We start from the raw sequence: 17,116 nt of genomic DNA, 5'->3' as shown, positions 1-17,116 counted from the left end.
TATCGTGCAAGGCCAAGCGAACCTTGCCCGATCAGCCCACTCCATGACCACGCTAACCCTATGCCCCGCCTGCGGCGCCCGCAACGATTGCACCCTGGCCGACCCACGCACGGCCGACCAGGCCTGCTGGTGCTACAGCGTCACCATCGAACCCGCCGTGCTTGAGGCGCTGCCGGATGAACTGCGCAACAAAGCCTGCCTGTGCCCGCGCTGCGCCCAAGTCGATGAACAGTTGCGTCGCCGCGATGCGAGTTGACCGTTTCCTCAGCAACCTAGCGCAGTTCAATCGCAAGCAGGTGCGCCTGCTATTGGTAGAGCGGCGCGTGAGCGTCGATGGGGTGATCGTCAGCGACCCTCACCATGACGTACGGGAATTCAGCCGCGTGTGCGTTGACGACAACGTGCTACAGGCGGGCAAACCGGCGCGTTATTTCATGCTGCACAAGCCCCAGGGGTGTGTGAGTGCGACCTCAGACCCGCAACACCCCACGGTGCTGGACCTGCTGCATGAGCCGGACAAAGCGGATTTACATATCGCCGGCCGTTTGGATTTCAACACCACCGGCCTGATGTTGATCACCAATGACGGCCAGTGGTCGCGCCGCTTGACGCAACCGACGACCAAGTTGCCCAAGGTCTATCTCGTTGCCACTGAACAGGCCATTGGCGCCGAGTACGCGACCACGTTCGCGGCGGGCCTGTATTTTGCGTTTGAGGACCTCACCACCCAGCCAGCCAAATTGGAGCTGCTGGGGCCGACGACCGCGCGGCTGAGCATCATCGAGGGCCGCTATCACCAGGTGAAGCGCATGTTCGGACACTTCAATAACAAGGTGACCAGCTTGCATCGCGAACGTATGGGACCGCTTGAGTTGGATGCTGCACTGGCGCCGGGCGAATATCGGCCGTTGACGCTTGAGGAAATCCTTCAGGTCTGATGACCGTTCAGCCGGTGATGGCAAAAACCCATTTATAGGCCTTGCGACATCCCGAGTCTGTGCTTGAATCAAGCTCACCAGTTTAAATATGACTGGCGAGTCGCCTATAACCTCCAAGAAACACCTTGCCCACGCCCGCGCTTTATTCCACGGGCCTTCCAGGCAAACAGCCCGCCATAACAACACCCGTCGGCCAGCCGTCACCGGACCGACATGGGCCTTCATTTTTCAGGCGTATGCCTACCTGTCACAAAGCTCGTGCAGAGTTATCTGCGCGCCCTACCCGCTTGCCAGGAGTCTTACGACATGAGGCCAGAAATCGCTGTGTTGGATATACAGGGTCAGTATCGGGTTTACACGGAGTTCTATCGCGCGGACGAGGCTGAAAAGACCATCATTCTGGTCAACGGCTCAATGGCCACCACGGCATCCTTCGCCCAAACCGTGAAAAGCCTGCACCCGCAGTTCAACGTGGTTTTGTACGACCAGCCCTACGCCGGCCGTTCAAAAATCCATAACCGTCATGAGCAGATGCTGACGAAAGAAGTCGAAGGCCAGATCCTCCTGGAACTCATCGACCACTTTGCCGCCGAGCATGTGCTGTCGTTTTCCTGGGGCGGCGCCGCCACCCTCGTCGCCCTCGCCCAGCGCCCTCGCCGCGTGGAAAAGGCCGTGATCAGCTCGTTCTCCCCGGTGATCAACGCACCCATGCGCGACTATCTGGAGCGCGGTGTCGACTACCTCGGCAACCTTGACCGCGACGGCGTCGGCCACCTTGTTAACAGCACCATCGGCAAACACCTGCCATCGCTGTTCAAGCGTTTCAACTACAAACACGTCAGCAGCCTGGCCGAACACGAATACGGGCAGATGCACTTTCACATCAGCCAAGTGCTCACCAGCGACCGACTGTGCTACCTCAAGGCCGCCAAGGCGATCGATATTCCGGTGCTGTTCCTGAACGGCGAATGGGACGAATACACCAGCGCCCAGGACGCCAGGCAGTTTGGCAACTATGTGGCCAACAGCAGCTTCAGCACTATCCAGGCGACGGGGCATTTTCTGGACATGGAGCATAAGGCAGCGTGCAAGGATAGCCGGGAGGCGGTGGTGGGCTTTTTGAAACCGGAGCGGCAGGTCAGCCGATTGCGTTATCACCAAAGTCAGGCACAGCATGCATTTGCGATTTGAAATGATGATTCATGGCCTGGCTCGTTGTGGCGAAGGATCAGCCGCCTTCGCCGCAACCTGCACATTTTCAAAGAAAAACTTCAAATCCATGTGAACATCTGGTACAAAGTCAGCCGCTCTGAGCGGGTATAGTTTAATGGTAGAACAGTAGCTTCCCAAGCTTCCGACGAGGGTTCGATTCCCTCTACCCGCTCCACTCAGACATAGCACCCACGCCACTATCGTTTTGGCGGGGGATGCCCAAGAAACCGGCCCTTTGAGGCCGGTTTTTTTATGCCCAGGATTTTCTCGGCCGCAAACCTGTACAAATACAAAATTCCGTACAACTATCAACGCTGGAGCGCTGGCACCACGCCTCGCACGATCAAGGAGCCGCGCAATGACGCGTCTGCTGGTTTCACTGTTGCTGGCGTTGAGCTTGGCGAGTTGCAGCCATGTGGAGGTCGATCACTACGCCGACCAGAAACCACAGCTGGACCTTGAGCGCTTCTTCAGCAAACCCGTCAAGGCCTGGGGCATCTTTGAGAAACGCTCGGGCGAAGTCGCCAAGCGTTTTGAAGTGGATATCGCCAGCCATCGCGAGGGCGACAAATTAATTCTCGACGAGAAATTCCTGTACAGCGACGGCACTCGCCAGCGCCGTGTGTGGACCCTTACGCCCGATGGCCCGGGACGCTGGCGCGGACGGGCCGGTGATGTGGTCGGCGAGGCCATCGGCGAGGTCGCCGGGAACGCGTTGCGTTGGCGCTACCGGCTCAACCTCCCGGTGGAGGGCTCGGTTTACGAGGTGAGCTTTGACGATTGGATGTACCTGATGGACGAGGACACGATGATCAACCGGTCGAGCATGACCAAGTTCGGCGTGGAATGGGGCCAGGTCACGTTGTTCTTTCGTCGCCAATAACCCCCAAAGGTAGGGTGAACCATGAATGTACAAAAGCTGACCCAACTGGCCGAGAAAGGTGAAATACGTAGTTTGGAGTTGCTGTCCCTGGAGGGCGGTTTCTATATCGCTCGTGTGAAACTGGATCAGGTCGACATCACATTACTGGACGATAACGGCAAGACACTGCGGCTGCGGTCCAGCACGCATTTGCGCGACCTGTTGCAGGGTGTTCCGCCATTTCCCTGTGTGCTGGTGCAACAGTGCGCCCATGACGAAATGTGTGGCATCCGTGAGGGCGCTATCGGGGCGTTGCGCATTCCATTTTCGCTGGGTGCAACCCTTTAAGATCGTTGCGTGTTTGGCTCTCGTCCCGCTTGGCGTGAGCGCTGCACTCAGTAATCAACGCCCCTCGATGGCTGGCAGGCAACATCACGACGGTAGACCTCGCACAGGTTCGCAGGGTCGCCAACCTGTCAGCGCGATCAACAAGGTCAGCAGTTGGAACACGATGATCAGCACCACACAACCCGCCCAGCCCCATCGCTCCCAAATCAGCGCTGGGACAATCGCACCGCAACTGCCCCCCAAGTAGTAACACGTGAGGTATACGCCGACGGCACCCGCCTTGTTGTCGCGCGCCGTCGCGGTGGTGAAGGCATTGGCCGCGGCCTGGGCGAGGAACACGCCAGTGGAACTGAGGGCCAGGCCCGTCACGATGCACCACAGAGAGGGCACCAGCGTCAGGGCCGATCCACTGACGCCAAGTACGGCAGCAACCGTCAGCAATTGGGCATGTGGACGCGCCTTGCTCAGGCGGCCGGCGATAGGAATCACAATCAGCGCCAGCAAAAACACCATGTACAGCGTCCCCAAGGCCGCAGACCCAAGGTTGAACGGCGGTAAGCCGAGGTACAAACCTGCGTAGGTAAACGCCGCCACCTGGGAAAACAACACGCAAAAGCCTACGGCGTACGCAGCCAATAACGGTTTGCGAAAAACACTCGTAAAGGAAGCCCTGCCCTGCTCCACTCGCGCACGATTGGCGGGCAACAGAAACTGGATAAACCCGCCGACCATCAGGCTCAACACCGCCAGTAACTCAAAGGCTTCACGCCAGCCTACATATTCAGTCATCACCCCCGTGACAAAACGCCCGGCAAACCCGCCCAACACCGTGCCCGCGACATAAAGGCTGGTGACTTCGGTGACGTTGCCACCGCGCCAACGGTCGCCGATGTAGGCCACGCTGGTGGCAAACACCACGGGTATCACCATGCCCTCTACGAAGCGCCACACCAGCACTTCAGCAAAGCTGTCGGCATAGGCGGTCATGAGTGTCGGCCCCGCCAGCAGCAACGCGGCCACGCAGATCACCGTGCGTTGCTCGAAACGCCCGGTCACACGGCTGACAAACGGTGCAGTGATTGCCACGGCCAAGGTAGTCACGGTGATGCTCCATCCCGCTGCGTTGGCGCTGAGATGAAACTGCGCGGCAAAGGTCTGGAGGATGCTCTGGGTCGCATACAGGTTGAGAAATGCCGCACAGCCACACAGGAACAGGGCAAGGCGGGCACAATGCAGACGCGGCTTCATGAAACCTCTCGTTTTATTTTGAAAGGTCTTTATAGAATGGCCGGCAGGTCTGGAACCAATACCGAATTCAGACCGATTGATACCCAAGGATCAGGATGCTCGACCTACGCAAGCTGCGTTACTTTCTGACGGTCGCTGAAGAATTGCACTTCGGCCGTGCAGCCATTCGCCTGCACCTTGCGCAACCACCGCTGACCCGGCAGATTTCAGCGTTGGAAGCGCAGTTGGGTTTCAAACTGTTTGACCGCACCAGCCGCACCGTGACGCTCACCGCCCAAGGCCGGTCGTTCCTGCCCTACGCACGCGGGGTGTTGGAACAGGTGGACTTGGCCCAAGCGATCGCAGACAAATTGGCTGCGGGTACCGCCGGACAACTGTCCGTCGGTTATGCCAGCTCAATCGCCCTGTCAGATCTGTTCAGCCAAGCGATCCAGTCTTTTGCCCGGCAATTTCCGGATGTGCAGCTGACGCTGGTCGAAAGTGCCTCCGGCAGCCTGTGTGCTCAGGTAGCGGATGGGCGGCTGGATATCGGGTTGAGCCGCATGGTGCCGCAACGTCCAGAAGTGCAGGCGCTATCCCTCGCAGAAGAGCGCTTACTGGCGGCGGTGTCCAAAGACAGCCCACTGGCGACTCTGGCCGAGGTCAGCCTGGCGCAGCTCAGTGCCTACCCGTTGATATTATTTCCGGCGGATTATGGCTCGGGGCTTAACCAGTCCATCGAACAGCTTTACCGACACCACGACGTGCGCCTGCACCTTGGGCCGACTGGGCGGCAGATCACCTCGATCATTGCGCTGGTGGCGGCCGGCCAAGGTGTGGCGTTGGTACCGGAATGCACACAAAGCTTGATGAACAAAGGCGTGACGTACAGGCCGTTGGTCGAGGGGGATGCTTACGCGCAGTTGTTAGTGTTGACCCCGGCTGAAACAAAAAGCGTGCTGGTGGAGCCCTTCCTCAGCGTGATCGCGGGAATCTCCCATAACCGGTAACACCTGCGGAAAACCTCGCCACACCTCACAGGATCGCTCGCCTCATGTCAGCAATGACTGACAGCGGCAAATAACAAGTGCCCCGACAATCCCGGTTGGCCGGCCAGAAATGCGGAACCACAGCCATGCTTGAACCTGGACAAGCCACACCAAAGCCCCTATTGCGCCAAATACTCGGCTGGGTGCTGGTATTACCCCTGCTGATCTCGTTTGTACGGTTGCCATTCCCTCTAGGACTGGTGCTGGCACTGGGCGTCATGGCCGGATCGGTCTACGGCTTACGGCTAGCCCATCGTCATGCAACCCGACGAGTCACCCTGTTCGCCTTGATCGTCACCCTGCTGAATGGCATCTCATTGATCGCAATGGGGACAGCTTCACTGCTTAAAGCCGTGTTTTATCTTGTGTGGCTCTACGCGTATCCGCATTACACCAACTGGGTGTACTGGAATTTCTAAGCCCTGAAGAATTCGATCGCAAGAAACGTAGTTTCCAGTGCAGCGCAGGGAGCTACAGTCTCGATCACGTATCGACACGGCCTGACGAGGACCTCAACCATGCCCTACGAATACAAGCTCATGCCCTCCCCCGTCGGCCAACTCACCCTGGTGGCGCGCAATGGCAAGCTAAGCGCCATCCTCTGGGAGACAGAACGCGCCAACCGCGTGCGCCTGGGGGAGTTGCACGAGGCCAACCAGAATCCGGTGCTGCTGGAGACCGAGCGCCAGTTGCAGGAGTACTTCGCCGGCACGCGCAGCACCTTCGAGCTGGAACTGGATTTCAACGGCACCGCGTTCCAAAAGCAGGTCTGGCAGGCGTTGCTCACCATTCCTTTCGGCGAAACCCGCAGTTACAGCCAGATCGCCCGGCAGATCGGCAACCCCAAAGCCGTGCGCGCCGTCGGCGCTGCGAATGGGCGAAACCCGATTTCGATCGTTGCCCCATGCCATCGGGTCATTGGTGCGGCGGGCAGCCTGACCGGATTTGCCGGTGGACTGGAAGCCAAACACTACTTGCTCACGCTGGAAGGCACCGGCCAGGCCCAATTGGCGTTCTAGGATTACGCGACAAAATCGTACACATGTGTTCAGGCGCACAATTGTAAAAAGAAATTTCAGCGAGCCACTGCGGTCCATCATTTCATCGCCATCTCAATAAGGAACCCGGTCATGAAATTCTCCGCAGTCTCGCAATCCCTGTCTCGCTGGGCTGGCAGCCCGCGCACGTTCTACGCAGCGGTGGCGTTGATCTTGGCATGGAGCCTGAGCGGGCCGTACTTTCACTACAACGACACCTGGCAACTGATCATCAACACTTCGACCACGATCATCACCTTCCTGATGGTGTTCCTGATCCAAAACACACAAAACCGCGACAACGACATCCTGCATATCAAGATCGACGAGTTGCTGCGTGTGTCCAAGGATGCGCAGAACGCCGTACTCAGCCTGGACGGCCTGGACCGCAAAGAGCTGGAAAAACTGCGCCAGGAATACCGCAGCATTGGCAATACCGGCACCGTCAACCTGAACAGCAGTTGCGGCCACGCCGCCGACGACGCGGCGCCCGCCAAAACCGATCTGAACCAGGCATAAAAAAACGGCGGTTGGAGAAGATCCAACCGCCGTTTTTCAATTCAGGTAACGGCTTCAACCGTCGCCTTGATGACCTTTACCGTAGGTGGACGCCAAGGCTCGGGCCTTCTGCAGGCGCTCCTCCAATTTGGGCAGTGTCTCATCCACCAACGCTTTTATTTCCGGCACATCCGACGCAGCGCCTTCCTTCTTGAACAGCGCGATGGCGTCTTCGTTTTCCTTCACCTGCTGCGCGGTGTAAGCGGCATCGAACGAGTCACCGTCCTTGAGTTCGGGCATCAGGGTTTCAGCTTTGTCGACGATTTTTTCGCGGGGCGCCACGGGCAGGTCAAGCTTCTTGGCGATAGCCGCCAAGTGCTGGTTGGCCAAGGTGCGCTCGTTGATCACCTCGATGGTGTAGTCCTTGATTTCCTGGGACGAGGTTTTCGCGTGTGCCATGCGGCTGGTCTCGATATCGGCCATGCCTTTGGCAGAAGCCTGCTCGATGAATTCAGCAGGCGACTGGGCGAAAGCATTGCTGGCGCCGAGGCCCAGCAGCATCGCGAAACTGGCGGTGCGTAACCGGATAGCCATGCGGCTCATGATGGGTTCCTCCAGGGCAAAAATAAGTACGGGGAACACACCCCGCCCTGAATTCGAATTTTCAGGGCGGTAAAGGTTTAGAAAAAACTCGCCGGTGCGACGAACGGTCGTCGGCGCATCAAGCGGATTTGCTGGCAAACAGGCCCGGTAACGCATGGGCCAGGGCATTGATGGCGAAGCCGATAAACATCACGCCACAGAGCCTGGTGATGAGGATTTCATGGCGCTGATACACCGTGCGTACGCGCTGGGCGCCGACCACGCCGATCAGGATTGCGTAGGCCAACACACCACCGACGAAGCTCAGGAAGATCAACGCCGGCAGCATCGACCAGGTCAGCAATTCGGCACGACTGGACAGCAACGCCGTAAACGTCGCCACCGCGACTGGATACGCCTTGGGGTTGGTCAAGCCGAACACAATGCCGTGCCAGAACGGATGCCGCGCGGCGCCCTGAGGGGCATCACTGCTGCGACGCTGGGTGCGGATGGCCCGCCAGCCAAGCCAGAACAGATACAGGCCACTGAGCACGCCGAGCACATCGAACGCGCTGCTGCCGACTTCCCGCGCGCCCACAATCGCGACCAACGCCGTACTGCACCACAGCACATCGCCGAGCAAGTGCCCACACAGAAACCCCGCCCCGGCACGACGGCCGCGGGCGGCGCCGATGCCAAACACTGCCAAGACTCCGGGGCCGGGCGTAATACCGTAGATAAAACCCGACGCGAGGACGGCGAGCAGCAGGGATAGGGTCATGGGCGTGACTCAAACAAAGCGTGGGAAGGTGGAGCGATTCTGCACGTTCCTACGCTAAGGGTAAAACCTCATTCCCGAATAGGGTTTTTCGCGGCAAGCCAACAGACGCGAAGCCAGGTCGCCGACATGGGCTTCGAGCTTATGACCGTCGGGATCAAGGAAATAGAACGAGGCGCCTTCGCTTCGGTTATCGCGCCACTCCTGCACCTCGGCGGCGCGCAGACGCGAGACCAGCGCAGCGAACTCACTCGATCCGACGGTGAACGCATAGTGGGTGTAATCGGCACCTGGCTTCGACTCGCGTAGCGGATCAAGCGACAGGCATAGCCATAGACCCGGCAATGACAAATAGGCGCCGCTGTCCCAAGTGGCGTCGAGTTTGAGCTGCAACAGCTCATGGTAAAAAGTGACGCTACGACTCAAGTCGGTGATGGCCAGGGTCAAGTGATTGAAGCCTGAGAGCATGTCTTTTTCCTGTTATCTGCGGCCTTCGGACAACATACCCTGCACCTGCCCAATCAACCACTGCAACCCAGAATCCCCTCCCCGTCGCGCATGCCACGCCAGCTCGAAGGCAAACGACGGAATATGAAATGGCGGCGCCACGGCGACCAGATGCTGGTGATCAATATTCAGCAAACCTCGCGACGATACGGTCAGGATCAAGTCCGTGCCCTCAATCAACTGCGGCGCCACGCCCCAGTGCGGCAGGCTGATCGCCACATGCCGCCGCTGACGAATCGCCGTCAGCGCTCGTTCGATTTCCGGCGTGCCGCTGCCGCGCATTTCCAGCAGCACATGGGGGCGCGAGAGGTAGGTGGGCAGGTCGAGAGAGCCGTCATGCGGCAGGCTGCTACGGTCCACCAGACAGGTGTAATGCTCGTCGAACAAGGGCGTAGTACGCAGTTCAGCAGGCATATCGGGGAACACGCCAGCGGCCAGGTCAAGGTCGCCATTGAGCACGCCGTCAACCATGCCTTCGCGGCTGGTCTGGATGATTTGCAGGTCGATGCCCGGTGCTTCACGGCGCAGTACACGAACCAACCTCGGTAAGAAAATCGCCGCGCTGTAGTCCGACATCGCCACACGAAAACGACGCTTCGCCGATGCCGGATCAAAGCGATTCGGCGCCAGTAGCGCCTGCACCTGCGCCAACGCTTCGGCCAGCGGTGCCGCCAATTCCAACGCACGGGCGGTGGGCACCAGCGTGCCGCCCTGACGCACCAGCAACGGATCACCCAGCACATCCCGCAACCGCGCCAGCGCATGGCTGACCGCCGGCTGGCTCAGGTGCACGCGCTCGGCGGCGCGGGTGACGTGTTGCTCACTGAGCAAGGCGTCGAGGATCACCAACAGGTTGAGGTCAATACGGCGCAGATCATTCATCAGCTGCATATCCAGCATAAGAATTTGGAATTTAAATTTGATCGACGAATGACCTAGAGTCCAGCAAAACCTCTGGGAGATCCAACATGACAACGTTGCAGTGGGCAGGTTTATTGGCGCTAGCGGTAATCGCCGGGGCGGTGGTGCCGTTTCAGAGTGCAATCAATGCCAACCTTGGGCGCGGGCTCGGCCACCCGCTGTGGGCCACCCTGGCGTCACTGCTGGTGAGCATGATGGTGTTGCTGCCGGTGATCGTGGCGCTGCGTCTGCCACTGCCCAGCCTCACGTTTATGGTCAAGGCGCCGCTGTGGATGTGGGCCGGTGGCGCGTTTGGTGTGTGCTTTATCGCGCTGGCGTTGATGCTGCTGCCCAAGCTGGGTGCGTCGGGGTTTATCGCCCTGGCGTTGGCGGGACAGATGCTTGCATCACTGCTGCTCGATCACTTTGGGTTGTTCGGTCTGGTGGAGCGTCAACTGACAACGCCACGGGTGCTTGGGGCGTTGTTGTTGATGGGAGGTGTGGCGCTGATTCAGTTTGGCAACACGTCCGCACGCGCACTGGCAACAGCGAGCTGATCAGCCTTTGGCATCGATTTCGTTGATGTCATCCGGTGCGCAAGGCAACTCACAGTTGCGCTCGGCCACAGCATCAGCAGCGCTCAGCCGCCAGGCGATTGATCTCGCCCTGCTCCACCACCGGTTGCGGCGCGCCATGGCGCACTGCTTGCAACATGGCTCGGCCGACAGTTTCCGTACTCACCACCCAGCCCGGCTTAACCCGACGCACCAACGAAAGCACTGGCCCGAGCACGGAGTAAAACGCTTGATAGAGCGGCGTCTTAGAGCGCACACCGTGCAGCGGCTGAATGATCCCCGGCCGAAACAGGTACACCGCCTTGAACGGCAAGCGCAGCAACGCGTTCTCGGTCTTGCCTTTGACCCGCGCCCACATCGAATGGCCCGCCTCGGAGCTGTCGGTGCCAGCGCCGGACACGTAGATAAACGTCATCTGTGGATTGAGCCGCGCCAAGGTGCTGGCAGCTACGAGCGTCAGGTCATAGGTGAGATGGGTGTACGTGGTTTCATTCATGCCGGCCGACGACACACCGAGGCAGAAGAAGCAGGCATCAAAGCCTTGCAGCAGGTTTTCCAGGGGTTGGAAATCCAGCATGTCGCTGTGCAATACCTGATGCAGCTTGCCGTGTTCCTGGGTCAGGGGCGTGCGGCCAACGGCGACGATTTCCTGGACATCGGCAGCCAACAGGCATTCACGCAGAACGCCTTGGCCAACCATGCCGGTGGCTCCGAATAACAGAACTCTCATAAGGTGACCTCAGCGGCAAGCCACAAGCTTCATGCTCAAGTTGAATGCATCCAACCTGTAGCTTAACGCTTGCGGCTTGAGGCTGCCCCACTCAAAACGCGCTGCGAAAGATCTCCTCGATCTGACGCTGATCCGCGCGCCGTGGGTTGGTCAGGCCGCACGCATCCTTCAACGCATTGGTCGCCAGCAGCGGAATATCCTGCAACTTGGCACCCAGCTCACGCAGGCCCGCCGGAATTTCAACGTCTTGGGCCAGGCTACGAATGGCGGCGATGGCAGCTTGGGCGCCCTCTTCATCGGTGATGCCCTTGATGTCTGCCCCCAGCGCTCGGCCTACATCGCTCAAGCGTTTGGCGCTTACGCTGGCGTTGAAGCTTTGCACATGGGGCAGCAGCACCGCGTTGCACACGCCGTGGGGCAGGTCGTAGAACCCGCCCAGTTGGTGAGCCATGGCGTGCACAAAACCCAGGGACGCGTTGTTGAACGCCATGCCGGCGAGGAACTGCGCGTAAGCCATGTTTTCCCGCGCGACCTTGTCACTGCCATCACGGACAGCCAGGCGCAGGTTGGCGCTGATCAGTTCGATGGCCTTGATCGCGCAGGCGTCAGTGATCGGCGTGGCGGCGGTGGAGACATAGGCTTCGATGGCGTGAGTCAGGGCGTCCATGCCGGTGGCGGCGGTGAGCCCCTTAGGCATGCCAACCATCAGCGATGGGTCGTTGACCGACAGCAGTGGCGTGACGTTGCGGTCAACGATGGCCATTTTCACGTGACGGGTTTCGTCGGTGATGATGCAGAAGCGGGTCATCTCGCTGGCCGTGCCGGCAGTGGTGTTGATGGCTACCAGCGGCAGTTGCGGCTTGGCCGATTGGTCCACGCCTTCGTAGTCGCCGATATGCCCGCCGTTGGTGGCGCACAGGGCGATGCCCTTGGCGCAGTCATGGGGCGAGCCGCCGCCCAGCGACACCACAAAATCACACGCACTTTGCTGCAACAGCGCCAGGCCTTTCTCGACGTTTTCCACATTGGGGTTGGGTTTGGCACCGTCATAGATCACCGAGTCGATGTCTTGCATCGCCAGTTTCTCGGCGATCATGCTGCCGACGCCCGCCTTGGCCAGACCGGCGTCGGTGACAATCAGCGCCTTGCGAAAACCGTAGTTGCGGATGGCGTTCATGGCTTCGTCGAGGCAGTCGGTGCCCATGATGTTGACGGCTGGGATGAAGAAGGTGCTGCTCATGGCGAATCCTCGGATAACGTTTCTGCCTCTAGCATCGGCCTCAGTTGTCTGCGGCATCTTGATCAGGATCAACGTCAGCTCGTGATAAAGTCACCGCCCAGCCGATTTCGAGTAGCCCGCCGCAATGAAGGATTTCCAGGATATTGACGCCCACCTTGAAGACTGGAGTGCCCTGCGCAGCACCATCGACTTCACTGGGATTCTGATCGGCAACGGCGCGAGCCGTACGGTTTGGGAAGACTTTGCCTACGACTCGCTGTTCGAAAACGCCCGCACCGTCGAAGAAAAACCCCTCAGCCCATCCGAACTCAGTGTGTTCGACGCCCTGCAAACCCGCAGTTTCGAACAAGCACTGGGCGCGCTGAAAACCACCAGCCGGGTCAACAAGGCCCTGGCGGTCAGCTCGGCGGCGCCGCGTAATCGCTACTACGCGATCAAGGAAGCATTGATCAACACCATCCACGCCGTGCATATCCCGTGGCGCTTGGTGAAGCCATCGACACTGGCGACGGTCAACGCGGAACTGGCCGGTTACTCCACCGTATTCACCAGCAACTATGACCTGCTCAACTATTGGGCGATCCTGCACACGCCGGGCATCGACGATCTGTTCCGCAGCGCCGACGCCAGCTTCGACCTGCGCAACACCCGCACCGACGCCACACGCATCCTGTACCTGCACGGCGGCTTGCACCTGGTGCGAAACCTCGACGGCACCGCACGCAAATTACCCACGACTGACAGCACCTTGCTCAGCAGCTTTGCCATCAACAACACGATCAAGACCCTGGACGATGTGCCGCTGTTTGTCAGCGAAGGCACCGTGCAGGAGAAGCTCAAGACCATCCGCAGTTCGGACTACCTGTCGTTCTGCTATGAGCAGTTGCTGACCTATGAAGGCGCGCTGTGCATCTTTGGGCACGGCCTGGGGCCTCAGGATCAGCACTTGGTGGATGCCATTCGCCACGCCAATTTGAGCACCCTGGCGATCTCGGTGTCGGGGCGCAGTGACGGGTTTATTCGCCAGCAGAAGCGGCGCTATTCGGAGTTATTTGACGGCAGCGGCGTGGAGCTGAAGTTTTTTGCGGCGCGCACGCATCCACTGGGTGATCCAGCACTCTCAGTACCTGTGGAACGCTGATCAAGCCCGCCTTATCAAACTTAAATAAGTTACTGACTTTAAAGGCTTAAATACCGACCCTTAAGTCTAGAGTCTTGGATGAGTCATTTCAGTCCAGCGCCTTCTTGTAGCGAGCGGGCTTGTCCCGCGTAGGGCTGCGCAGCAGCCTAAAAACCAGGCGCAGAGGAGCGCCTGATACACCGCATTCGTCTTCATCAGGAAGCACTTCGCCCCAAAGCGGGATAAGCCCGACCCGTTGTCGTCCTATGCCTTTCGCGGGTTCTATGGCGGGGCTAGCGCGCCCGCCATGCAGACACCCCGGTGTGTCAGTGACCACGACATGATGCAATCGCAGGCAAGCCAGCGCCCACACAAGATCAACTGTACGGATAAATCCGTATCCAGCTGTAGGCCCGCGTTCGACGGGGGTTGTGGCTATATGGGCTTCCCTTGAAGCCCTCTAGATTTCGGTTGCCCCCATGAGCTCGCGCGAAAACACCGGCATGGCCCTCGGCCTGCTGGGCGTCATCATCTTCAGCCTGACCCTGCCCTTCACCCGTATCGTGGTGCAGGAAATCCACCCGTTGCTCAATGGCCTGGGCCGAGCGTTGTTCGCGGCGGTACCGGCGGCGGCGCTGTTGCTGTGGCGCCGTGAGCGCTGGCCGACCTGGCGCCAAGTGCGGGGTTTGTGCCTGGTGATCGCCGGGGTCATTCTCGGTTTCCCGGTGCTGTCGGCGTGGGCCATGCAAACCTTGCCGGCGTCCCATGGTGCGCTGGTCAACGGTCTGCAACCGCTTTGCGTGGCGCTGTATGCAGCATGGCTGTCCCATGAACGGCCGTCGAAAGCCTTCTGGGCCTGCGCCGCATTGGGCAGTGCGTTGGTATTGAGTTATGCGTTGATCACCGGCGCCGGAAGCATCCAGGCGGGGGATCTCTTGATGCTCGGCGCGATTGCCGTGGGCGGTTTGGGTTATGCCGAGGGCGGCCGATTAGCCAAGGAGATGGGCGGCTGGCAGGTGATCTGTTGGGCGCTGGTGCTGTCCACGCCGGTGCTGATCGGGCCGGTGTGGTACTTGGCGGCGCAGCATCAAGGTGCGATTTCCATGCGTACCTGGTGGGCGTTTGGGTATGTGTCGCTGTTCTCGCAGTTCCTGGGGTTCTTTGCCTGGTACGCCGGGTTGGCCATGGGCGGCATTGCGCGGGTCAGCCAGATCCAGCTGTTGCAGATCTTCTTCACCATCGCGTTTTCGGCGTTGTTCTTTGGGGAACATATCGAGCCAATTACATGGGTGTTTGCGTGCGGGGTGATTGTGACGGTAATGCTGGGGCGCAAGACGGCGGTGCAACCTGCGCCGGTTCCCAAGCCAAGTGCAGTCTAAATGTGGAAGGGGGCAAGCCCCCTTCCACATTTGAGCAGTGTTCAGGCCAGGTAGCCATCCGCGCGCAGCAGGGTTTCCAGGCAGTGTTCAGTGATGTGGTAGAACGCCTTGAGTTCCTGAATCTTCTCCAGCAACTGCGTATTGTCCACCGGCTCGTTACGCTTGACCGCGAGGATCATCTTGTTCTTGTTGGTGTGTTCCAACGAGATGAACTCGAACACTTTCGTCTCGTATCCACAGGCTTCGAGAAACAATGCTCGCAAACTGTCGGTAACCATTTCCGCTTGCTGGCCCAGGTGTAAACCGTATTGCAGCATCGGTTTGAGCAGCACCGGGCTCTGGATCTGCAAGCGGATCTGCTTATGGCAGCACGGCGAACACATGATGATCGACGCGCCGGAGCGGATACCGGTGTGGATCGCATAGTCGGTGGCGATATCGCAGGCATGCAGGGCGATCATCACGTCCAGCTCGCTCGGCGCTACGCTGCGTACGTCGCCGCATTTGAACACCAGACCCGGGTGTTCCAGGCGCGCAGCGGCGGTGTTGCACAGGGTCACCATGTCTTCGCGCAATTCAACGCCGGTAACTTCGCCTTCGGCCTTGAGGGTGTTGCGCAGGTAGTCGTGGATCGCAAACGTGAGGTAGCCCTTGCCCGAACCAAAGTCGGCGACACGCACCGGTTGATCCAGCTTCAGCGGTGACGAGGTCAGTGCATGGCTGAACACTTCGATGAACTTGTTGATCTGCTTCCACTTGCGCGACATCGACGGGATCAGCGCCTGCTTGGCGTCGGTCACGCCCAGATCGGCGAGGAACGGCCGGCTCAAGTCGAGGAAGCGGTTCTTCTCACGGTTATGCTCCGCCGAAGGTGCCTCGCGCAGTTGCTGTGGCTTGCTTTTGAACAGCGAGCTTTTGTTCTTCTTGCTGTATTCCAACTGGGCTTCGTCGGTCAGCGACAGCAAGTGCGCATTCTTGAACGACGCCGGCAGCAGCTCGGCAATCGCCGCCACGCCGTCGGCCAGCGGCAAGTTCTTGGTGATGTCACGGGTCTTGTAGCGGTAGACGAAGGACAGGCATGGCTGCTCCTTGACGGTCACCGCCTTGATGATCAGCCGCTGAAGCTCGGCTTCGTCACCGACGTACTTGGCCAGCACCAGCTTGATAAAGGCGTTCTGCGCAAGGCTTGTGCTCAACAGTTCGATGAACTGGGCGTGATGATCCGGCGCAGGGCGGACAGGTTGAGCGGTGACGGACATGAACAAAAACGCCTCGGGCTGGGAATGCCGGGCATTTTAGGGGGGATAGTCCACCAGGGCACGGAGTTATTTGACCAGTGGTCACCGCAGACTCAAATGTGGGAGGGGGCTTGCCCCCGATAGCCGTGGATCAGTTGGAACATCGTTGACTGACACTCTGCAATCGGGGGCAAGCCCCCTCCCACATTTTCAGCCAGTGGTGGCGGGGCTATTCCAGTACGACCAGCCGGTTTGGCAGTTCATTGCGGGTCTGCGTTACCGGCACATGCACCTTCAGCAATTCACCGCATGCATCGATACACGCAATAAACCCAGCCAGCGTCTGCCCCTGTTTCACCTGCTGGGTAAACGCCCTGACGATCCCATCCCAATGACTGTCATCCAGGCGGCTGGAGATGCCATCGTCCACCAGGATTTCCACATAACGCTCCGCCTCGCTGACAAAAATCAGCACCCCGGTACTGCCCAGCGTGTGGTGCAGGTTCTGCTCCAGAAACTGCCGGCGCGCCAGGTTGGAAGCGCGCCAGTGCCGCACGGAGCGCGGGATCAAGCGGGTCGTGACCTTGGGCAAGCGGAACACCAGGCACAACACGATGAACGTCGCCCATTGCGCCAGCAGCAAGGTGTACATGGTCAGGTAGCCGGACAGGTAATGCACCACACCCGGCACCACCAAGGCGATCAAGCTGGCCCACAACAAGGGGATGTAGGCGTAATCGTCGGCACGCGCGGCCAGCACGGTGACCAACTCGGCGTCGGTCTGTTGCTCGACCCGGGCAATCGCCTCAGCGACTTGGCGTTGCTCGTGTTCAGTCAGTAATGCCATGGTTGTACATGCTCTTTTCTAGTTATTGTCATCACCAGCCACCTGAAGC

General features: G+C 59.4%; 21 protein-coding genes and 1 tRNA gene. 13 read left to right on the top strand and 9 right to left on the bottom strand.

Features of this window, described 5'->3' with window-relative positions; genetic code table 11:
• Positions 1-43: 43 nt before the first annotated feature.
• The 6 genes from BW43_RS0127615 to BW43_RS09800 all read left to right on the top strand — a co-directional run bounded on the left by BW43_RS0127615 (position 44) and on the right by BW43_RS09800 (position 3,360).
• The gene (locus tag BW43_RS0127615; RefSeq protein WP_032888517.1) at positions 44-256 is read left to right on the top strand and encodes a cysteine-rich CWC family protein; all 213 of its coding nucleotides are present in this window, start codon (positions 44-46) and stop codon (positions 254-256) included.
• Entirely contained in the window at positions 246-938 is a 693-nt protein-coding gene (locus BW43_RS09780) for a pseudouridine synthase (protein ID WP_032888516.1), read from the top strand. The genes BW43_RS0127615 and BW43_RS09780 overlap by 11 nt, the downstream gene beginning before the upstream one ends.
• Before the next feature lie 306 nt (positions 939-1,244).
• Positions 1,245-2,129 (top strand): alpha/beta fold hydrolase, encoded by an 885-nt coding sequence (locus BW43_RS09785; RefSeq protein WP_032888514.1) that lies wholly within the window; start codon positions 1,245-1,247, stop codon positions 2,127-2,129.
• Positions 2,130-2,251: 122 nt separating this feature from the next.
• Positions 2,252-2,325, top strand: a tRNA-Gly gene (locus BW43_RS09790).
• Positions 2,326-2,508: 183 nt separating this feature from the next.
• Positions 2,509-3,033 carry a DUF3833 domain-containing protein gene (locus BW43_RS09795; RefSeq protein WP_032888513.1) on the top strand — a complete coding sequence of 175 codons (525 nt, stop codon included), beginning with the start codon at positions 2,509-2,511 and terminating at the stop codon, positions 3,031-3,033.
• A 21-nt stretch (positions 3,034-3,054) separates the two neighbouring features.
• Positions 3,055-3,360: a DUF6482 family protein gene (locus tag BW43_RS09800; RefSeq protein WP_032888511.1), complete on the top strand. Its 306-nt coding sequence runs from the start codon at positions 3,055-3,057 to the stop codon at positions 3,358-3,360.
• A gap of 84 nt (positions 3,361-3,444) precedes the next feature.
• On the opposite strand, the gene BW43_RS09805 is transcribed toward BW43_RS09800, so the two are convergent.
• On the bottom strand, positions 3,445-4,608 hold the full coding sequence (locus tag BW43_RS09805) for an MFS transporter (protein ID WP_032888509.1): 1,164 nt from the start codon (positions 4,606-4,608) through the stop codon (positions 3,445-3,447).
• Positions 4,609-4,703: 95 nt separating this feature from the next.
• Here BW43_RS09805 and BW43_RS09810 point away from each other — a divergent pair, with 95 nt between their 5' ends.
• From BW43_RS09810 to BW43_RS09825, 4 genes are all read left to right on the top strand, one after another.
• Positions 4,704-5,597 carry a LysR family transcriptional regulator gene (locus BW43_RS09810; RefSeq protein WP_032888507.1) on the top strand — a complete coding sequence of 298 codons (894 nt, stop codon included), beginning with the start codon at positions 4,704-4,706 and terminating at the stop codon, positions 5,595-5,597.
• A gap of 125 nt (positions 5,598-5,722) precedes the next feature.
• Entirely contained in the window at positions 5,723-6,055 is a 333-nt protein-coding gene (locus BW43_RS09815; RefSeq protein ID WP_032888505.1) for a hypothetical protein, read from the top strand.
• A 99-nt stretch (positions 6,056-6,154) separates the two neighbouring features.
• On the top strand, positions 6,155-6,655 hold the full coding sequence (locus BW43_RS09820; RefSeq protein WP_032888503.1) for a methylated-DNA--[protein]-cysteine S-methyltransferase: 501 nt from the start codon (positions 6,155-6,157) through the stop codon (positions 6,653-6,655).
• Positions 6,656-6,766: 111 nt separating this feature from the next.
• Positions 6,767-7,192, top strand: coding sequence for a low affinity iron permease family protein (locus tag BW43_RS09825; RefSeq protein ID WP_032888502.1), 426 nt, complete (start codon positions 6,767-6,769; stop codon positions 7,190-7,192).
• A gap of 54 nt (positions 7,193-7,246) precedes the next feature.
• Here the strand turns inward: BW43_RS09825 and BW43_RS09830 are convergent, their stop codons facing one another.
• The 4 genes from BW43_RS09830 to BW43_RS09845 form a co-directional block, all read right to left on the bottom strand.
• Positions 7,247-7,774 (bottom strand): DUF4142 domain-containing protein, encoded by a 528-nt coding sequence (locus BW43_RS09830; protein WP_005785958.1) that lies wholly within the window; start codon positions 7,772-7,774, stop codon positions 7,247-7,249.
• A gap of 118 nt (positions 7,775-7,892) precedes the next feature.
• A complete protein-coding gene (locus BW43_RS09835; protein ID WP_032888500.1) occupies positions 7,893-8,534 on the bottom strand; it encodes a LysE family translocator in 642 nt (213 codons plus the stop codon).
• Positions 8,535-8,588: 54 nt separating this feature from the next.
• Positions 8,589-8,999, bottom strand: coding sequence for a fosfomycin resistance glutathione transferase (gene fos, locus BW43_RS09840; RefSeq protein WP_032888498.1), 411 nt, complete (start codon positions 8,997-8,999; stop codon positions 8,589-8,591).
• A gap of 12 nt (positions 9,000-9,011) precedes the next feature.
• On the bottom strand, positions 9,012-9,938 hold the full coding sequence (locus BW43_RS09845; RefSeq protein ID WP_032888496.1) for a LysR family transcriptional regulator: 927 nt from the start codon (positions 9,936-9,938) through the stop codon (positions 9,012-9,014).
• A gap of 68 nt (positions 9,939-10,006) precedes the next feature.
• Here BW43_RS09845 and BW43_RS09850 point away from each other — a divergent pair, with 68 nt between their 5' ends.
• Positions 10,007-10,495, top strand: coding sequence for a DMT family transporter (locus BW43_RS09850; RefSeq protein WP_032888494.1), 489 nt, complete (start codon positions 10,007-10,009; stop codon positions 10,493-10,495).
• Between the two features lie 73 nt (positions 10,496-10,568).
• Here BW43_RS09850 and BW43_RS09855 read toward each other — a convergent pair whose 3' ends face one another.
• Together BW43_RS09855 and yiaY are read right to left on the bottom strand one after the other, a co-directional pair.
• Positions 10,569-11,243 (bottom strand): NAD(P)H-binding protein, encoded by a 675-nt coding sequence (locus BW43_RS09855; RefSeq protein ID WP_032888492.1) that lies wholly within the window; start codon positions 11,241-11,243, stop codon positions 10,569-10,571.
• 91 nt (positions 11,244-11,334) lie between these two features.
• Entirely contained in the window at positions 11,335-12,483 is a 1,149-nt protein-coding gene (yiaY, locus tag BW43_RS09860) for an L-threonine dehydrogenase (RefSeq protein ID WP_032888490.1), read from the bottom strand.
• A 124-nt stretch (positions 12,484-12,607) separates the two neighbouring features.
• Here yiaY and BW43_RS09865 point away from each other — a divergent pair, with 124 nt between their 5' ends.
• On the top strand, positions 12,608-13,624 hold the full coding sequence (locus tag BW43_RS09865; RefSeq protein ID WP_032888488.1) for a DUF4917 family protein: 1,017 nt from the start codon (positions 12,608-12,610) through the stop codon (positions 13,622-13,624).
• Positions 13,625-14,082: 458 nt separating this feature from the next.
• Complete coding sequence (locus BW43_RS09870) at positions 14,083-14,982, top strand: DMT family transporter (RefSeq protein WP_032888485.1); 900 nt, start codon at positions 14,083-14,085, stop codon at positions 14,980-14,982.
• 41 nt (positions 14,983-15,023) lie between these two features.
• Here the strand turns inward: BW43_RS09870 and BW43_RS09875 are convergent, their stop codons facing one another.
• Both BW43_RS09875 and BW43_RS09880 read right to left on the bottom strand, forming a co-directional pair.
• Positions 15,024-16,241: an SAM-dependent methyltransferase gene (locus BW43_RS09875; RefSeq protein ID WP_032888483.1), complete on the bottom strand. Its 1,218-nt coding sequence runs from the start codon at positions 16,239-16,241 to the stop codon at positions 15,024-15,026.
• A gap of 208 nt (positions 16,242-16,449) precedes the next feature.
• Positions 16,450-17,067 carry a TPM domain-containing protein gene (locus BW43_RS09880; RefSeq protein ID WP_032888481.1) on the bottom strand — a complete coding sequence of 206 codons (618 nt, stop codon included), beginning with the start codon at positions 17,065-17,067 and terminating at the stop codon, positions 16,450-16,452.
• Between the last annotated feature and the right edge of the window lie 49 nt (positions 17,068-17,116).

The organism is Pseudomonas sp. RIT357, assembly GCF_000632245.1.
Lineage (GTDB): Bacteria > Pseudomonadota > Gammaproteobacteria > Pseudomonadales > Pseudomonadaceae > Aquipseudomonas > Aquipseudomonas sivasensis.
This window is presented reverse-complemented; position numbering and strand designations above follow the sequence as displayed.